13 protein-coding genes and 2 pseudogenes are annotated in these 16,067 nt (G+C 65.4%); 12 read left to right on the forward strand and 3 right to left on the reverse strand.

All coding sequences use genetic code 11. The features are described 5' to 3' along the window. Positions 1 to 103 precede the first annotated feature (103 nt). From AC1DZY_RS24485 to AC1DZY_RS24500, 4 genes are all read left to right on the forward strand, one after another. Positions 104 to 952, forward strand: a complete 849-nt coding sequence (locus AC1DZY_RS24485; RefSeq protein ID WP_476822766.1) for a TIGR01459 family HAD-type hydrolase — start codon at positions 104 to 106, stop codon at positions 950 to 952. A 196-nt stretch (positions 953 to 1,148) separates the two neighbouring features. Beyond that, entirely contained in the window at positions 1,149 to 2,420 is a 1,272-nt protein-coding gene (locus AC1DZY_RS24490) for an ABC transporter substrate-binding protein (RefSeq protein ID WP_476822778.1), read from the forward strand. 129 nt (positions 2,421 to 2,549) lie between these two features. After that, complete coding sequence (locus tag AC1DZY_RS24495) at positions 2,550 to 4,274, forward strand: ABC transporter permease (RefSeq protein WP_476822767.1); 1,725 nt, start codon at positions 2,550 to 2,552, stop codon at positions 4,272 to 4,274. A gap of 20 nt (positions 4,275 to 4,294) precedes the next feature. Next, positions 4,295 to 5,392 carry an ABC transporter ATP-binding protein gene (locus tag AC1DZY_RS24500; RefSeq protein WP_476822768.1) on the forward strand — a complete coding sequence of 366 codons (1,098 nt, stop codon included), beginning with the start codon at positions 4,295 to 4,297 and terminating at the stop codon, positions 5,390 to 5,392. A gap of 392 nt (positions 5,393 to 5,784) precedes the next feature. Here the strand turns inward: AC1DZY_RS24500 and AC1DZY_RS24505 are convergent, their stop codons facing one another. Next, the gene (locus AC1DZY_RS24505) at positions 5,785 to 6,786 is read right to left on the reverse strand and encodes an NADP-dependent oxidoreductase (protein WP_476822769.1); all 1,002 of its coding nucleotides are present in this window, start codon (positions 6,784 to 6,786) and stop codon (positions 5,785 to 5,787) included. 42 nt (positions 6,787 to 6,828) lie between these two features. Further along, complete coding sequence (locus AC1DZY_RS24510) at positions 6,829 to 7,920, reverse strand: alkene reductase (RefSeq protein ID WP_476822770.1); 1,092 nt, start codon at positions 7,918 to 7,920, stop codon at positions 6,829 to 6,831. A 181-nt stretch (positions 7,921 to 8,101) separates the two neighbouring features. Between AC1DZY_RS24510 and AC1DZY_RS24515 the strand changes: the two genes are divergently transcribed. From AC1DZY_RS24515 to AC1DZY_RS24540, 6 genes and pseudogenes are all read left to right on the forward strand, one after another. Next, complete coding sequence (locus AC1DZY_RS24515; protein WP_476822771.1) at positions 8,102 to 8,290, forward strand: hypothetical protein; 189 nt, start codon at positions 8,102 to 8,104, stop codon at positions 8,288 to 8,290. A gap of 103 nt (positions 8,291 to 8,393) precedes the next feature. Further along, positions 8,394 to 8,915, forward strand: coding sequence for a YcnI family copper-binding membrane protein (locus AC1DZY_RS24520; RefSeq protein ID WP_476822772.1), 522 nt, complete (start codon positions 8,394 to 8,396; stop codon positions 8,913 to 8,915). A 59-nt stretch (positions 8,916 to 8,974) separates the two neighbouring features. After that, complete coding sequence (locus AC1DZY_RS24525) at positions 8,975 to 11,737, forward strand: CopD family protein (RefSeq protein WP_476822773.1); 2,763 nt, start codon at positions 8,975 to 8,977, stop codon at positions 11,735 to 11,737. Beyond that, complete coding sequence (locus tag AC1DZY_RS24530; protein ID WP_476822774.1) at positions 11,734 to 12,777, forward strand: FecCD family ABC transporter permease; 1,044 nt, start codon at positions 11,734 to 11,736, stop codon at positions 12,775 to 12,777. Before AC1DZY_RS24525 ends, AC1DZY_RS24530 begins: the two co-directional genes overlap by 4 nt. Further along, the gene (locus tag AC1DZY_RS24535) at positions 12,774 to 13,520 is read left to right on the forward strand and encodes an ABC transporter ATP-binding protein (protein ID WP_476822775.1); all 747 of its coding nucleotides are present in this window, start codon (positions 12,774 to 12,776) and stop codon (positions 13,518 to 13,520) included. The genes AC1DZY_RS24530 and AC1DZY_RS24535 overlap by 4 nt, the downstream gene beginning before the upstream one ends. 315 nt (positions 13,521 to 13,835) lie before the next feature. Continuing rightward, positions 13,836 to 14,558, forward strand: a pseudogene (locus tag AC1DZY_RS24540) (IS630 family transposase); the annotation flags it as partial. A gap of 33 nt (positions 14,559 to 14,591) precedes the next feature. Here the strand turns inward: AC1DZY_RS24540 and AC1DZY_RS24545 are convergent. Continuing rightward, positions 14,592 to 15,197, reverse strand: a pseudogene (locus AC1DZY_RS24545) (IS3 family transposase); the annotation flags it as partial. Positions 15,198 to 15,273: 76 nt separating this feature from the next. Between AC1DZY_RS24545 and tnpA the strand changes: the two are divergent. Both tnpA and tnpB read left to right on the forward strand, forming a co-directional pair. Next, the gene (gene tnpA / locus AC1DZY_RS24550) at positions 15,274 to 15,717 is read left to right on the forward strand and encodes an IS66-like element accessory protein TnpA (RefSeq protein WP_476822776.1); all 444 of its coding nucleotides are present in this window, start codon (positions 15,274 to 15,276) and stop codon (positions 15,715 to 15,717) included. A 26-nt stretch (positions 15,718 to 15,743) separates the two neighbouring features. Continuing rightward, the coding region (tnpB, locus tag AC1DZY_RS24555; RefSeq protein ID WP_476822777.1) for an IS66 family insertion sequence element accessory protein TnpB at positions 15,744 to 16,067 on the forward strand (324 nt) is incomplete at its 3' end.

Here is a 16,067-nt window from a genome sequence, read left to right on the forward strand (position 1 = left end):
CGCACCGCGACATCAGAAACAGCGCCGCCGATCCATGCCAACGTCGATAAAGCACTCCGATGGCCGCCCAACCACCTTCCTCAGCGGCCTCTCGGCCGTTGCCATGCGGTATCGCGGTTTCCTCATAGACCAGTGGGGTGTGCTGCATGACGGCGTGCGGCCTTACCCGGATGCCCTGGATTGCCTGACGAGGCTACGCGATCTCGGAAAGCCCGTGATCATTCTGTCCAACTCCGGGCGCAGCGGCGCGGCGAACGCGCGCAATCTGGCGAGCCTGGGCTTCCCGCGCGACCTCTACGATACCGTCGTGTCCGCCGGCGACGACGCGCGCGAGGCCATCACGGCAGCAGACGAGCCATTCTACCGCGATCTCGGCCGGCGCTGCCTGCTGCTGGCAAGGGAAAGCGACCGCGATCTGGGCGACGGCCTGGGCCTCGATCTCGTCGATCGGCCCGCAGAAGCCGATTTTCTGCTGCTTATGAGCATGGATCCGCCGCAGCAGTCTCTGGCGGGATGGCGCCCTCTGCTGGAGGCGTCGCTTGCGGCAGGGCTGCCGATGGTCTGCGGCAACCCGGATGTGCAACGCACACGCGGCGACGGCACACTGCAGGAGGCTCCCGGATTCATCGCCGAAGCCTACGCTGCGATGGGCGGCGTGGTGCGCTATCACGGCAAGCCGGAACCGCGGATCTATCGCTCCTGCCTGTCGAGACTGGGGCTGGCCGTCTCGGAGGTTCTATGCATCGGCGACTCGCTTGCACATGACGTCGCGGGGGCGATAGGCGTCGGTATGCAAAGCGCATTCATTGCCGGCGGGATTCATCGGCAAGACCTCGTCTGGCACAATGTCGACGGGGTCGATCCGGATTCCTGCCGCGCGCTTTTCAATCGCCATCGCATGCATCCGGAGTTCGCATTGGCGCAGCTGCGATGGGCCCCCATCGCGGCATGAGCGGCCGTGGCGCCATGCACCCATGGTGCGGGGTGACAGCGCACCGCCGGATATGACAAATTCATGACAAGCGTGGCCGGTCATCCGCCATGCGATCCACGTCCGGCCTCGATGCTGGCGGGGCTAACCAGTTCGGGAGGACATCGTGACGATATGCAAGCTCGCTCTGGCGTTGGGCTTTGCCCTGACGACATCGATGGTTCAGGCGCAGGCGCCCACGGGAAAGGTCACGGTGGTGACCTCGTTCTCGAAGGATGTGACGGACCCCATCAAAAAGGCCTTTGAAAAGGCCACGCCTGGCGTCACCCTCGAAGTCCAGAACCGCAACACCAATGCCGGCGTGAAGTATCTCGACGAGACCCGGGCGAATAACCAGGTCGACCTGTTCTGGGCGTCCGCGCCAGACGCCTTCGAGGTGCTGAAGGGCAAGACTTTGCTCAGCGCCTACAAGCCCAAGGCCACCGGTATCCCCGACAAAATCGGTTCCTACCCCATCAACGATCCGCAAGGCTTCTATACCGGCTTCGCCGCCTCGGGCTACGGCATCATGTGGAACGAGCGCTATGCCAAGGCCCGGAAGCTGCCGGAGCCGAAGGACTGGCAGGACCTGGCAGGGCCGGCCTTCTACGACCACGTCTCGATCGCTTCGCCGGCCCGCTCGGGCACGACGCATCTGACCATCGAAACCATCCTCCAGGGCGAGGGATGGGAGAAGGGCTGGGGCACGATCAAGGCGATGGCGGGCAACTTCAACACGATCACCGACCGCTCCTTTGGCGTACCCGAGGCCGTCAATTCGGGCCAGGTGGGCGTCGGCATCGTAATCGATTTCTTCGCCTTCTCGGCGCAGGCCTCCGGCTTCCCGGTGAAATTCGTCTATCCGACCGTGACGACGGTCGTGCCGGCCAATGTCGGCATCGTCTCCAACCCGCCCAACAAGGCCGCCGCCGAGGCCTTCATCGAGTTCCTGCTCTCGCCCACGGGCCAGGAGGTTCTGCTCGAGCCCGGCATCCGTCGCCTCCCGGTCAATCCGGCGGTCTATGCCAAAGCCGGCGCCGACTATCCCAATCCCTTCACCGATCCGCGCTTCCAGAAGATGATCGGCTTCGACGTCGACAAGTCGGAGGCGCGCACCGCCGTCGTGGATACGCTGTTCGACCAGATGATCTCCTTCCAGCTCGATGCGCTGAAGGGCGTGACCAAGACGCTGCACGAGGTCGATGCGGCGCTCGCGAAGAAGCCCAACGCGCAGGCCAAGGCGATGGCCGACGAGGCGCGCAGCCTGATTGCGGCGCTGCCCGTAACCGAGGCGCAAGCCGCGAGCGCCGAACTGCGCGGCGCCTTCACCGGAGCAAAGGAGAAGGGCGCCCGTCAGGCCGAAGTCGAGGCGCAATGGGCGAGTTTCGCGCGCGACAACTACGGCAAGGCCAAGTCCAAGGCGGAAGAGGCGCTGAAGGCGGCGAAGTAGGAGCCAATCCCGGCATTCTCCGGCAGCGCTCGGCGCTGACCCGAGAATCTCCAGCCGGAGGAGGCTCCCCGCTGGTCTCCGGGATGCTCGGGTCAAGCCCGAGCGTGACGCGTTTCGCAAAGGCCCTTGATGTCCACCGTCTCCACCCCCATCGCCGCCCTACCCCGCGCCCGCGCTCTGTCCGCGACACCCGGCCAGATCGCGCTGGCGCTGACGATCGCCGCCTTCCTGCTGCTGTTCCTCGGGCTGCCGGTGGGAACCGTGCTCTACGTCGCCTTCACCGAGAAGGGGACGGGCAGCTTCACGCTGGTCAACTTCTACGACTTCGTCCGCACCGAGCTCTTCATGCGCTCGCTGTGGAATTCCTTCTATGTCTCGGCGATGTCGGTGGTCTGGGCCTCGGTCTTCGCGCTTCCACTCGCCTATCTGACCACCCGCTTCGTCTTTCGCGGCGCCGCGCTGGTCCAGACGCTGGGCTTCGTGCCGCTGATCATGCCGCCTTTCGTCGGTGCCGTGGCGATGCAGCTCTTCTTCGGCCGCAACGGCTCGATCAACCTGCTGCTGGATGACTGGTTCGGTTTCAAGATCGCCTTCATGGAGGGGTTGAATGGCGTCATCTTCGTCCAGTCGGTGCATTATTTCCCGTTCATCCTGATCAACCTCTCGGCGGCACTGCGCAATATCGACCGGGCGATGGAAGAGGCCGCGCAGAACCTCGGTTCCTCCGGCTTCCGCCTGTTCCGCCGCATCGTCTTCCCGCTCGCTCTGCCGGGCTATCTCGCCGGTGCCTCGCTCGTCTTCGTCAAGGTCTTCGACGATCTCGCGACGCCGCTCCTGCTCAACGTCAAGGACATGCTGGCGCCGCAGGCCTATCTGCGCGTCACCTCGATCGGCATCGCCGACCCGATGGGCTATGTGATCTCGGTCGTGCTGATCGTTGCCTCGGTCGTCGCCATGTGGCTTTCGGCTGCGGCGTTGAAGGGCCGCGACTACGCCACGACCCAGCGCGGCGGTGGCGGCCTTGCCCGGCGCGCCATGGCACCCGGGGAGGCGTTCCTTGGCTACGGCATCGTCATCCTGATCCTGGCGTTGGTGCTGGCGCCGCATCTGGGCCTGCTGCTGCTATCATTCGCCACGATCTGGTCGTTCTCCCCTCTCCCCGACGCCTTCACCATGGCGCATTATGCCCGCGTCTTCGGCGAGAGCTCGCTCTACATCAAGAACACGCTGATCTACGCCACGCTGGCCGGCGGCATCGACATCGTGCTTGGCGTCGCCATCGCCTATCTGGTGCTGCGCACCAGGCTGATCGGCCGCGAATGGCTCGACTGGGCCGCTTCCGCCGCGTTGGCGATCCCAGGCGTCGTGCTGGGTATCGGCTATCTCAGGACCTTCTACGGCGTCACCCTGCCGGACGGGACGCCGCTGGCCTCGCTGTGGATCACCATCGTCCTGGCGCTGGCGATCCGGCGCCTGCCCTATGCCCTGCGCGCCTGCTACGCGGCACTCCAGCAGATCTCGGTCTCGCTGGAGGAAGCCGCGGAAAATCTCGGGGCCACCAAGAGCCGCACCGTCAGGCGCATCGTCGTGCCGCTGATGGCCGGCGGCATCCTCGCCGGCTTCGTCACGAGCTTCTCGACCGCCGCGGTCGAGCTCTCCGCGACCTTGATGCTGGTCCAGTCCAACTCGGACGCACCGCTCGCCTATGGGCTCTACGTCTTCATGCAGTCGGCGGCCGGCAGGGGGCCCGGCGCGGCGCTCGGTGTCGTGGCCGTGCTGCTCGTCGCGCTTTGCACCTTCCTCTCGCATCTCATCGTCGAACGCAGCCAGAAGGCCAAAGGCATGGGGCACTGAGACGAGCATGGGACACTGACATGAACGCCATCACCGCCATCGCCACACCGGCCGTCTCCGTCGACATCGAGGGCGTCAACCTGTCCTATGGCGACAATCACGTGCTGAAATCCGTCGATCTCGCGATCAGGCCGGGGGAGTTCTTTGCCTTCCTCGGCCCGTCCGGCTGCGGCAAGACCACGCTGCTGCGCCTGATCGCCGGCTTCAATCAGGCCGATAGCGGCCGGGTTTTGATCGGCGGCAATGACATTTCGGCGCTGCCACCCTGGAAGCGCGATGTCGGGATGGTCTTCCAGTCCTATGCGCTCTGGCCGCACATGACCGTGGCGCGCAACGTCGCCTTCGGTCTTGAGGAACGCGGCGTCGGCCGTGACGAGGTCCGCCGCCGGGTCGCAGTCGCGCTCGATCTCGTCGGCCTCGGGCACCTCGCCAAGCGGCGGCCCTCACAGCTCTCCGGTGGCCAGCAGCAGCGCGTTGCGGTCGCGCGCACCGTCGCGGTCGAGCCGAAGGTGCTGCTGCTGGACGAGCCGCTTTCGAATCTCGACGCCAAGATGCGCGTCCAGGTCCGGCGCGAGCTGAGGGACTTGCAGCAGCGCCTCGGCCTGACCACGATCTTCGTCACGCACGATCAGGAGGAGGCCAACACGATCTGCGACCGTATCGCCGTGATGAACGACGGCGTCATTCAGCAGGTCGGCACACCGATCGAGCTCTACGAAAGGCCGGCCAATCTCTTCGTCGCGAACTTTCTCGGCACAGCCAACATCCTGAGCGGACAATTCCGCGGCAGCGGCAGCGACCGCTATTTCGAGATCGAGGGCGGGGTCAAAATCCGCGTCACCGATACCGGCGCCATTCCGGAGCGGGCCAAGCTGGTCTTCCGCCCGCAGCATGCCCGGCTATCGCCCGTTGGCGCGCCCGAGCAAAGCCAGTTCACGCTGGCCTGCAACATCATCGGCCGCGAGTTTCTCGGTTCGAGCGTTCGCTATTTCGCGGGTGTCGGCGCAACGGAAGTGGCCGTGGACGTGCCATTCTATTCGAGCCGCGATCTGCTGGAGCCCGGCGCCGCTGCCCTGCTGACCCTGGACGACCGCTCCGTGCTCTGGCTGTCGGGCTGACGCGAAGCCTTCGACAAGCCCCAATACTGACGGCGCCAATGTAGGCTATTGGCTGCTCGTGCAACTGAATGAATGCGCCACTTGCTGACACTTGGCACTCGCCCGGAAGCGGACATTCCATCCGACAGTCAGCCTGCGGCCGCCACGGCCAACCATGGGCTTCCCTTGGCGCCTTGGCGAGCAGAGGCCGCCGTTGACCTCCACAAGCTTCCGGCTGGCACGAAATGGCGAGCCTTATTCACGAGAAGATATGGTTCCGCAGCGGGCTCTTATATCCTGCGCTCGAGAATATGTCCTAGGCTAGGGAAAGACGATGATTATATGATCATTCCTCTGGATGCGCGCGATGCAACGGCGATATCGTTGTGATTTCAGGTAAAATGATACCGCCTTCACCTGAGCTTGACGACGACCTTGCCTTTCGACCGGCCTGTCTCGATATAGCCCATGGCTTCGTTGGTCGATTCGAAAGGCAAGACCCGATCAAGGACGGGACGTACGATTCCAGCTTCGATCAGCGGCGTGATCTGGCCCAGCTGCGCGCCGCTCGCGGACATGAACAGAAACGAATAATCGACGCGATGGCGCTTTGCCTTCTTGCGAATGCCAAAGCTCAATAGCCGCAGGATCTGTCGCAGCCCCCAGTTGAGGCCCTGTTCTCTGCCAAAAATTGTGTCGGGCGGGCCGGAGATCGAAATCAATTTACCGCCAGGTTTAAGGACCTTCAGGGATTTTCGTAGCGTACCGCCGTCCAGGCTGTTCAGCACGACATCGTAGCCCGACAGCAGCGTCTCGAAGTCCTGCGTCTTGTAGTCGATGACGACATCGGCGCCGAGGCTTCTGACCAGCTCGGCATTCACTGCGCTCGTCGTCGTCGCGACCGTGGCGCCGAGATGCTTCGCAAGCTGAATGGCGAAAGTGCCCACGCCGCCAGAGCCGGCGTGTATGAGGACCTTCTGCCCTTTGCGCAGGCCGGCTCGCTCGACCAGCACCTGCCAGGCCGTCAGCCCCACCAGGGGGATGGAAGCGGCTTCCTCCATGGTGAGGTTTTTGGGCTTCAGCGCCAAGTCGGCTTCGTTCATGGCGATGAACTCAGCGAACGTCCCGATCCGGCCGTCACGCGGCCGGGCATAAACCTCGTCGCCTGGCTTGAAGTGCCGTACCTTGGGCCCGATCCGAACGACGGTTCCGGCAAGGTCGTGTCCGAGAACGAGAGGCGTATGATAGGGCAGGATCAGCTTGAACTCTCCATCCCGGATCTTGGAATCCAGCATGTTGAGCCCGGCTGCGTGGATCTCGACCAGGACGTCGTCATCCCGCAGCGCCGGCTCCGGCATCTCGCCGAAGCGCAGCGCGCCCTTCTTCTTGTATTTATCGAGGATGAAGGCCCTCATGGTGTCTGTTCTCCAATCTCGCCGACAGGACGACCCAAGGGGTCAGGAGCGGCCTGCGGCGATGGCGGGATAATCGGTGTATCCCGCCGCACCTCCGCCGTAGATCGTAGCCGGGTCGACAGCCGCCAGCGGTGCGCGGGTTTCCAGCCTCTCCACCAGATCGGGATTGGCGATGAAGGGGCGGCCGAAGGCGAACAGGTCGGCCTTGTCCTCGGCCAGCCGTGACGTCGCGAGGTCGAGATCATAGCCGTTATTGGCGATGTAGGTGTTTTTGAAGCGACGGCGGAGCGAGCCGAAATCGAAAGACGCGACATCGCGCGGCCCACCGGTGGCGCCCTCGACGACATGGATGTAGACGATGCCCAAGGCGTCGAGTTGATCCACGATGTAGTCGAACTGCGCCTGAGCGTCGCTGCTCGAAACGCCGTTTGCAGGCGAGACGGGCGAAATCCGGATACCGGTGCGCGCGGCGCCGATCTCGTCGACGACCGCAGCTGTGACTTCCAGCATCAGACGGGCGCGGTTCACGACCGAGCCGCCGTATGCGTCCGTCCTGACATTGGCGCCGTCCTTGGCGAACTGGTCGAGCAGATAACCGTTGGCGCCATGGATCTCGACACCGTCGAAGCCGGCCGCGATCGCGTTCGCGGCTGCTTTCCGGAAATCGCGCACGATCCCCGGCAGTTCGTCGAGGGCCAAGGCGCGTGGCTCCGAGACATCGAAGAAGCCGTTGTTCACAAACGTCTTGGTCGCGGCCCGGATCGCCGACGGCGCGACCGGAGCCGCGCCGTTCTCCTGGAGATCGACGTGGCTGACACGGCCGACATGCCAGAGCTGCAGGAAGATCCGCCCGCCCTTGGCATGCACGGCGGTCGTGACCTTGCGCCAGCTGTCGATCTGGGCCTGGGAGTAGATGCCGGGCGTGTCCTGGTAGCCTTGTCCCTGCTGCGAGATCTGCGTGGCCTCGGAAATCAGCAAACCGGCCGACGCGCGCTGACCATAGTACTCCGCGGCGAGGTCGCTCGGCACGAAACCCGGGCCGGCGCGATTGCGCGTCAGGGGCGCCATCACGATCCGATTGGAGAGGATCAGCGAGCCGAGAATATAGGGCTCAAACAGGGTTTTGCGGGTCATGGGTCACCTTGGTTTGTCCCGCAGCGGCGGGCTCGCGCTCCACCGTCCGTAGCCTGACCTGCCCGGCCTAGCGTCTCTGCGACGCAAGGCAGGCTCGCTCACGTCATTCGGAATCTCGCCGGCCATGGGCTGATCCGCCGCGATCACGCTCGAAGCCGTGCCGAGCAGCGCGGACTCCACCATGTTCCATCATCCGCTGACGCGCCTTGCGGCGTGCTTCGCGACGGGTCTGCTGATCGCGGCCGTCGCGCTGATCGCCGTTGACCGGCTCGCGCCGATCGAACCGGCACTCAAGGTCGCCTGGCTCTGGCTCGGCGGCAACACAGCTGTCGCGGCCTCTCACATCCTTCCCGCGATCCTGCGGGCCTGATCGCGATCGGGCCCGCGCTCGACGCGGGCTCACCACCGAGCCTGCCGCACCGCAGGCGAATCTCCCCGGCCCGAAGCGGCCTCATCACCGAAGGAACGACCTCATGTCGAAACTATCGCTCGCAACCGCTGCGCTCGCCATGCTCGGCGCCTCGCAGGCATTCGCCCATATCACCCTGGAGACGCAGACCGCCCCGGTCGGCTCGACCTACAAGGCGGTGATCCGCGTGCCGCATGGCTGCAAGGGCGCGGCCACCACCAAGGTCCGCGTTCAGATCCCCGAGGGGGTGATCGCCGTGAAGCCGATGCCCAAGCCCGGCTGGACGCTCGAGACCGTCAAGGGCAAGTACGAGAAGGCTTACGACTACTACGGCACCCCGACCTCGGAAGGCGTCAAGGAAGTGGTCTGGAGCGGCGGCAAGCTGCTCGACGAGCACTATGACGAGTTCGGCCTGCGCGGCTATCTCACCACCGATCTCAAGGCCGACACGACGCTTTATGTGCCGATCGTGCAGGAGTGCGAAGGCGGCGGGGTCGAGCGCTGGATCGAGATCCCCGCCGCCGGCAAGGTCTCGGACGACTACAAATTCCCGGCTCCGGGCCTGAAGCTCACCCCCAAGAAGTGAACCGACCAGAGCGGCCGGGCCTCGCGCCCGGCCGCGAGGGACCTTTCATGGCATCTCGCATGGCCGCCTTCCTTCGCCTCACGCTCCCTCTGCTCTGTTCCATGGTCGTCGCACTGGCGACTGCAGGGCAGGCCTTTGCGCATGCTGCGTTGGTCTCGGCGTCGCCCGCCGATGGCGCGGTCGTGGCGACGGCTCCGAGCCAACTGGCGCTGAGCTTCAGCGAGCCCGTGTCGCCGCTGGTCCTGACGCTGATCGGTCCCGACGGCGCCAGCCGGACGCTGGGCCGTTACGCTCTTCGGGATAAGACGCTGGCGATCGAGCCGCCGGCCGGTCTCGGCGGCGGCACGCATGTCCTGAGCTGGCGCGTCGTTTCCGAGGATGGCCATCCGGTCGGCGGCGCGGTCGTGTTCTCGATCGGCGCGCCGAGCGCTGCGGCTCCGGTGGTGGAGCCCGCGTTCGATCCCGTCGTTCGCGCGGGGCTCTGGTTGGGAAAGCTCGGACTCTATCTCGGGCTGTTTCTCGGCGTCGGCGGGGCGGCCTTCGTTGCCTGGGTCGCGCCGTTGTCCGCTGGAGCCCGCAGGTTCTCCGCCGTGCTGATCGGCGTGGGTCTCATCGCCATTCCGCTCGCTTTGGCGGCGCAAGGGCTGGACGCTCTCGGGGCCTCGGCCGCGAGCGTCACGCAGATGCAAGTCTGGCGCACGGCTGCAAGCAGCAGCTTTGGCGTGACGGTGCTGATCGCCACGATCTCGCTCGCGGTGGGCCTAGCCTCCCTCGTCGTCCGCGCAACCGCCCGGACGGGTCTCGCCGCGACTGCGCTGCTGGGCGTCGGAGCCGCGCTCGCTGCCAGCGGTCATGCAAGCGCAGCATCGCCCCAGGCACTGATGCGGCCCGCCGTTTTCCTCCACACCGTTGGTGTCGCCCTTTGGGCCGGCGCGCTATTGCCGCTGATGGTCGCGTTGAGACGTGATGAAGCCGCAGGGGCGCTCGCTCGGTTCTCCAGGCAAATCCCCTTCATCGTCGGCGTGATCCTCGCCAGTGGCGCGGTCCTTGCCATCGTCCAGGTCGAGACGCCGGGCGCGTTGGTCGCAACGGCCTATGGCCGGGTGCTCCTCGTGAAGCTCGCCCTCGTCGCCGTCCTGTTCGGGCTCGCCGCCTGGAACCGCTTCCGACTGACGGCCCGAGCGGGATCGGGCGATGGCGGCGCGGTCCTGCAGATCCGTCGCATCATCGCGGCCGAGATCGTCCTCATGTTGCTGGTCTTCGGCACGGCGGCGCTCTGGCGCTTCACGCCGCCGCCGCGCGCGCTCGCCATGACCGCCAGCCAGCCGGCCTCGGTCCACATCCACACGCTCAAGGCGATGGCCGACATCGCCGTGACGCCGGGCCAGGTCGGGCCTGTGACGCTCGCGATCTCGCTGCTGAACGGTGAGTTCGGGCCGCTGCCGGCAAAGGAACTGCGCGTCGCGCTCTCCAACACTGTCGCCGGGATCGAAGCCATCGAGCGTCCAGCAGTTCTTGGGCAAGACGGCGTCTGGCGCATCGACGGGCTCAACCTGCCCGTTCCCGGCCGCTGGACCGTCGAGCTCGAAATTCTGGTCTCGGATTCGAGATGCTGCGCCTCAGCGAGACACTGGAGATCAGGCCATGACCGCGCCGGCCCTCCGACATTGCAACCCCATCCCGGACCGAAACCCAAGGAGCCGAATATGATTCCGTCTCTCAGAAATCTGCTCGCCGGCGCGGCGCTGCTCGCCTCGTCGCTTGCAGCGCTCGCCGCCCCAATCGAGATCACGGACGCGCTCGGACGCAAGGTCACCGTCGACCTGCCGGTCAAGCGCGTCGCGGTGAACTTCAACTTCGAGGAGTTCACCGCCGTCGCGGGCGTCGATGGCTGGAAGAAGGTCGTCGGCATCTCGCGCGGTCCTTGGGAGGGCTGGCGGCCGCTGATCTTCAACCGCTACAAGGCGGTGATCCCTAACCTCGCCGCCATGCCCGATTTCGGGTTCACCGAGGACAACAGCCTCAGCGCCGAGAAGATCATCAGCCTCAAGCCCGATGTTCTGCTGATGTCGGAATGGGGCTACACGGCCGCCACGACGCAGATGCAGCAGATCGAGGGGGCTGGCATCCCGGTCGTCGTGATCGACTACAATGCCCAGCTTCTGGAGCGCCATCTCGCTTCGACACGGGCGCTCGGCAAGGTCATGGGCGCGGAAGCCCGGGGCGAGGAACTCGCGAGCCTCTACGAGCGCCAATACAAGGATGTAATCGCCCGCGTCGAAAGGGCCAGTGCCGCCGGCGCCAAGCCGAAGAAGGTCTATGTCGAGCTCGGCCAGGCCGGGGCCGACACGGTCGGCAACACCTACAACAACACGATGTGGGGCAAGATCATCACCACGCTGGGGGCCGACAACATCGCCACCGGAAAAATCCCCGGCCCCTGGGGCCCACTCAACGGCGAGGCGGTGATTGCCGAGAACCCGGACCTGATCCTGATGGCCTCATCATCCTGGGTGGGCAGGCCCAAGGCGGTGCGCACCGGCTACGACATTCCGGAGGCCGAGACCCGCGCCAGCCTGAAGCCCTATGCCGAGCGTGCAGGCTGGGCCGATCTCAAGGCGATCAAGTCAGGCGACATCAACGCGATCGAGCACGGGCTGGCCCGCACGCTCTACGACTACGTGGCGATGCAGTATATCGGCAAGCGGCTCTATCCCGAGGCCTTCGCCGACGTCGATCCGGTCGCCTCCTTCAAGGCCTATCACGAGAAGTATCTGCCGATCGCCTATAGCGGCACCTGGATGCTGCCGTTGAAGCCGTGAACGCCTCGGCGTCCATCGCGGCGACGTACCGGCGGCTGTCGGTTCGGCGCGTCGCCGTCATCGCGATCGGCTGCGTCGGCCTGTTCGTCAGCTTGGTGCTAGACGTCGCGACGGGGCCGGCCTTCCTGCCGGTCGCTGCCGTCGCGAAATCCGTGTTCGGCCTGGCGCAGGATCGCACGGTGGATGCCATCGTCTGGTCGATCCGGCTGCCGATCGCCTTCGTCGCTCTCGTCGTCGGCGCGGCGCTTGGGCTCTCGGGCGCGATCATGCAGACGATCCTCAACAACCCGCTGGCGTCGAGCTACACGCTCGGCGTCTCGGCGGGCGCCGGTTTCGGGGCGGCGCTCGTCATCGTGCTCGGCGTCGCCATGCCGGTGCCCGAAGCCTATGGCATCCCGCTGATGGCCTTCCTCTTCGCGGCGATCGCCTGCGCCGGCGTCTACGGCATCGGGCAGGCGCGCGAGTCCTCGCCGGAGATGCTGGTGCTGGCGGGGATCGCGCTGCTCTTCCTGTTCCAGGCGCTGCTGGCACTGCTGCAGTTCGTCGCCTCGCCCGAGGCCCTGCAGCAGATCGTGTTCTGGCTCTTCGGTTCCCTCCAAAAGGCGACCTGGAGCAAGCTCTGGATCATCGCCGCGGTGCTTGTTCTCTGCATCCCTGTCCTCATCGCCGATGTCTGGCGCTTGACGGCGCTGAAGCTCGGCGACGAGCGGGCGCGGGGTCTCGGCGTCGATGTCCGGCGTCTGCGGCTGCGCTCCTTCGCCCTGATCTCGGCACTGACCGGCGTCGCGGTGGCATTCGTCGGCACGATCGGCTTCGTTGGGCTGGTCGCGCCGCACATCGCGCGTATCCTCGTCGGCGAGGACCAGCGCAGCTTCCTGCCAGCCTCGGCGCTCTATGGCGCGCTGCTGCTGTCGCTAGCCTCTATCGCCAGCAAGACCGTGCTTCCCGGCGCCATCGTTCCGATAGGCATCGTCACCTCGCTGATCGGCGTGCCGTTCTTCATCTGGCTGATCCTGCGCAACCGGAGGGCCTTCTGGTGAGGGTGACCGTCGAAGGCCTGAGCGTCCGCTACGGTGCGACGCTGGCGATCGAGAGCCTCGACCTCGTCGCCGAGCCCGGCGAGGTTCTGGCCGTCATCGGCCCCAACGGCTCGGGCAAGTCGTCGCTGGTGAAGGCCATAGCGGGACTGGTGAATCACATCGGCGCCATCGCGTTCGAAGGATCGCCTGCGAGGCCTGAGCGCATCGGCTACATGCCGCAGGATATCGGCGCCCGCACGGCCCTGACCGTGCTGGAGACGGTGCTGCTCGGACGTCTCGGCCGCCTGGGCCTGCGCGTCGGCTCGAATGATCTTGCCGCGGTCGAGGCGGTGCTGACCGAGCTCGACCTGATGCCGCTTGCGGCGCGCTATCTCGGCGAGCTCAGCGGAGGCCAGCGCCAGCTCGTCTTCCTCGCGCAGGCGCTGGCCTCCGAACCGACGCTGCTCCTCCTCGACGAGCCGATCAGCGCGCTCGACATCCGCCACCAGCTTGAAGTGATGGAGATCGTCCTGCGCATGACGAAGGCGCGCGGGCTGACGACGCTCGTCATCCTGCACGACCTCAACATCGCCGCCCGCTTCGCCGATGCCGTGATGGTGATGCGGCAGGGCCGGGTCGTCTGCTGCGGCAGGCCCGGCGACGTCATCGACGAAGGTATGGTCGCCTCAGTCTTCGGGGTGGAGGCAGCACTGTCGTCGGCGCCAGATGGGCGTCTCATCGTGACGCCGATGCGGGCTTTGTGAGCCAGTCAGAGAACTGAACAACACGGCTTTAGCGCCAGCGTCGCTGTCTCATCGCGCGATTGATCCGAAGTCTGGCTCTTATTCGGAAATAGCATGTTCGAGCCGCTGATATGGATCGAAGCGACCAAATCCGAAGGGCAGCTTCCCAAAGGTCGCTGAAGTTCTGATGCTGGCGCATTTCGCCCGCGAACGGCGAGGGCGCTTTTGGCGCATTTCGCTCGGACGAGCGAGCGAGGCTTGCGGCTTATCGCAGTAGTAGCGAATGTCCGCTTGCGGGCTTCAGAAAGAGCTGGCTCGGTTTGTCTGAACAGTTTGTGGGCTGTCTCTAGATGTTTCACCTTGCGCGGCCTCGTCGCGGAACTGGCCGGGCGTGGTCTGACCGTGGACTATCGGACAGTCTGGAGCTTCATCCATGACGCGGATCTAAGCTTCAAAAAAAAGCGTGCTGCCAAGCGAGCAGGATCGTCCTGACGTCGCGCGCAAGCGGGTGCGCTGGAAAGCCCATCAGGGCAAGATCGACCAGACGCGCCTCGTCTTCATCGACGAAACCTGGGCCAAGACCAACATGGCGCCGCTGCGCGGCTGGTGCAGGCGCGGCGAAAGGCTGAAGGCCAAGGTTCCCCACGCCATTGGAAAACGATGACCTTCCTCGCGGCGCTTCGTCGCGACCGCATCACCGCGCCCCGGGTGCTCGACGGGCCGATCAACGGCGAACTCTTCCGCCTCTATGTCGAGACCGAACTCGTGCCGACCCTGAAGCCGGGAGACATCGTCGTCCTCGACAATCTCGGCTCGCACAAGGGAGCAGCCGTCCGCAGCGCCATCCGGGCCGCCGGCGCGCGTCTGTTCTTCCTGCCGCCCTACAGCCCGGACCTCAACCCGATCGAGCAGGTCTTCGCCAAGCTCAAGCACCTCATGCGAAAGGCCGCAGAACGCACCGTCGAGGCAACGCGGCACCGCATCGGAACTCTGCTCGAAACCTTCTCAGCACAGGAATGCGCCGCATACCTCAAAAACTCAGGGTACGCTTCCAACTAAAATCTTCAGGCTCTAAGTGGATTTTGGCCCAGGTTATGCCGCAACCGGGATTGGCTGCAGCGCGTTGAAGTAGGCCTGATCGGGCGTCTGCCGTCCCAAGCTCTGGTGAGGCCTCCGGCCGTTGCAGAAGGCGAGATACCGGCCGATCGAGGCGCGCGCGTCGGATACGCTGGCGTAGGCGCGCAGGTAGACCTCCTCGTATTTGACCGATTTCCAGATGCGCTCGACGAAGACGTTGTCGGGCCAAGCGCCGCTTCCGTCCATGCTGATCTGGATGCCCGCGCCGCTCAGCAGGGCGGTGGACTCGCGGCTGGTGAACTGCGAGCCTTGGTCCGTGTTGTCGCGACAATGCCGTTGGCATTGCGCTGAGATATCCGGCTTGCCGAAGCGCGCAATGGCCTCCTCGACGGCATCGATGCAGAAGGCCACGTCCATGGTAATCGAGAGCCGCCAGGCCAGGACCTTGCGGCTGAACCAGTCTACGACGGCTGTCAGATAGACGAAGCCCCGCGCCATCGGGATGTAGGTAATGTCCATCGCCCAGACCTGGTTGGGACGCGTCACCGGCAGCTTGCGCAAGAGATAGGGGAAGATCTTGTGCCCCGGCGTCGGCTTCGAGGTGTTCGGTCGGCGGTACATCGTAAGCGCTGTCCCGTTGGACCTTTGCTGGAGCGGTCTGAGCGCCGATGTTTGAAGCCCCTGAGGGCTTCGACACATGACGATTTCAGAGCTTACGCTTAAATCCGGCGACGACGAGCCGGTTCGCCGGTTCGAGGTCTTCACTGGGACCGGGCGCCGACGAGACTGGTCGGACGACGACAAGGCAAGGATCGTGGCGGAGAGCTACGAGCCGGGAGCGACGGTAAGCGAGATTGCGCGCCGCCATGCCTTGTCTCCGCAGCAGTTGTTCGGCTGGCGGCGTCTTTTGCGGCGAGCGCCAGAGCCGGCATCGTCGCCCATGTTCGTGCCTGCGGTGGTCGATGCAACTCGTTCGGAACCCGAGACCGTGAAGCAGCCGGCCACGCGTCGTCGTCGCACTGTCGCCAGGCCGAGCGGCGGGATCGAGATTGAGATTGACGGCGTCGTAGTGCGTGTCGGAACCGGTGCGARCCCGAAGACGATTGCCGCGGTGATCGGCGCGCTGAAGGGCGGCTCGTGATCGGCCCGACCGGCGCGGTCCGCGTCATGATCGCGACGAAGCCGGTCGACTTCCGCAAGGGCGCGGAGGGTCTGGCCGCGCTGGTGCGCGAGAGCATGGGCGCCGATCCGTTCTCGGGCACGGTTTATGTGTTCCAGGCGCGGCGCGCCGACCGGATCAAGCTGGTTTACTTCGATGGGACGGGTGTCTGCCTGTTCTCGAAGAGGCTGGAAGACGGCAAGTTCCAGTGGCCCGCCATCGCCGACGGTGTCGTTCGGCTGACAGCGGCACAGTTGCAGGCGTTGCTCGAAGGCCTCGACTGGCGGCGCGTGCATGAACGGCGCGAGACGCGCGTCCCCATCGCGGCAAGT

The organism is Allobosea sp. P2_A10 (assembly GCF_056405115.1).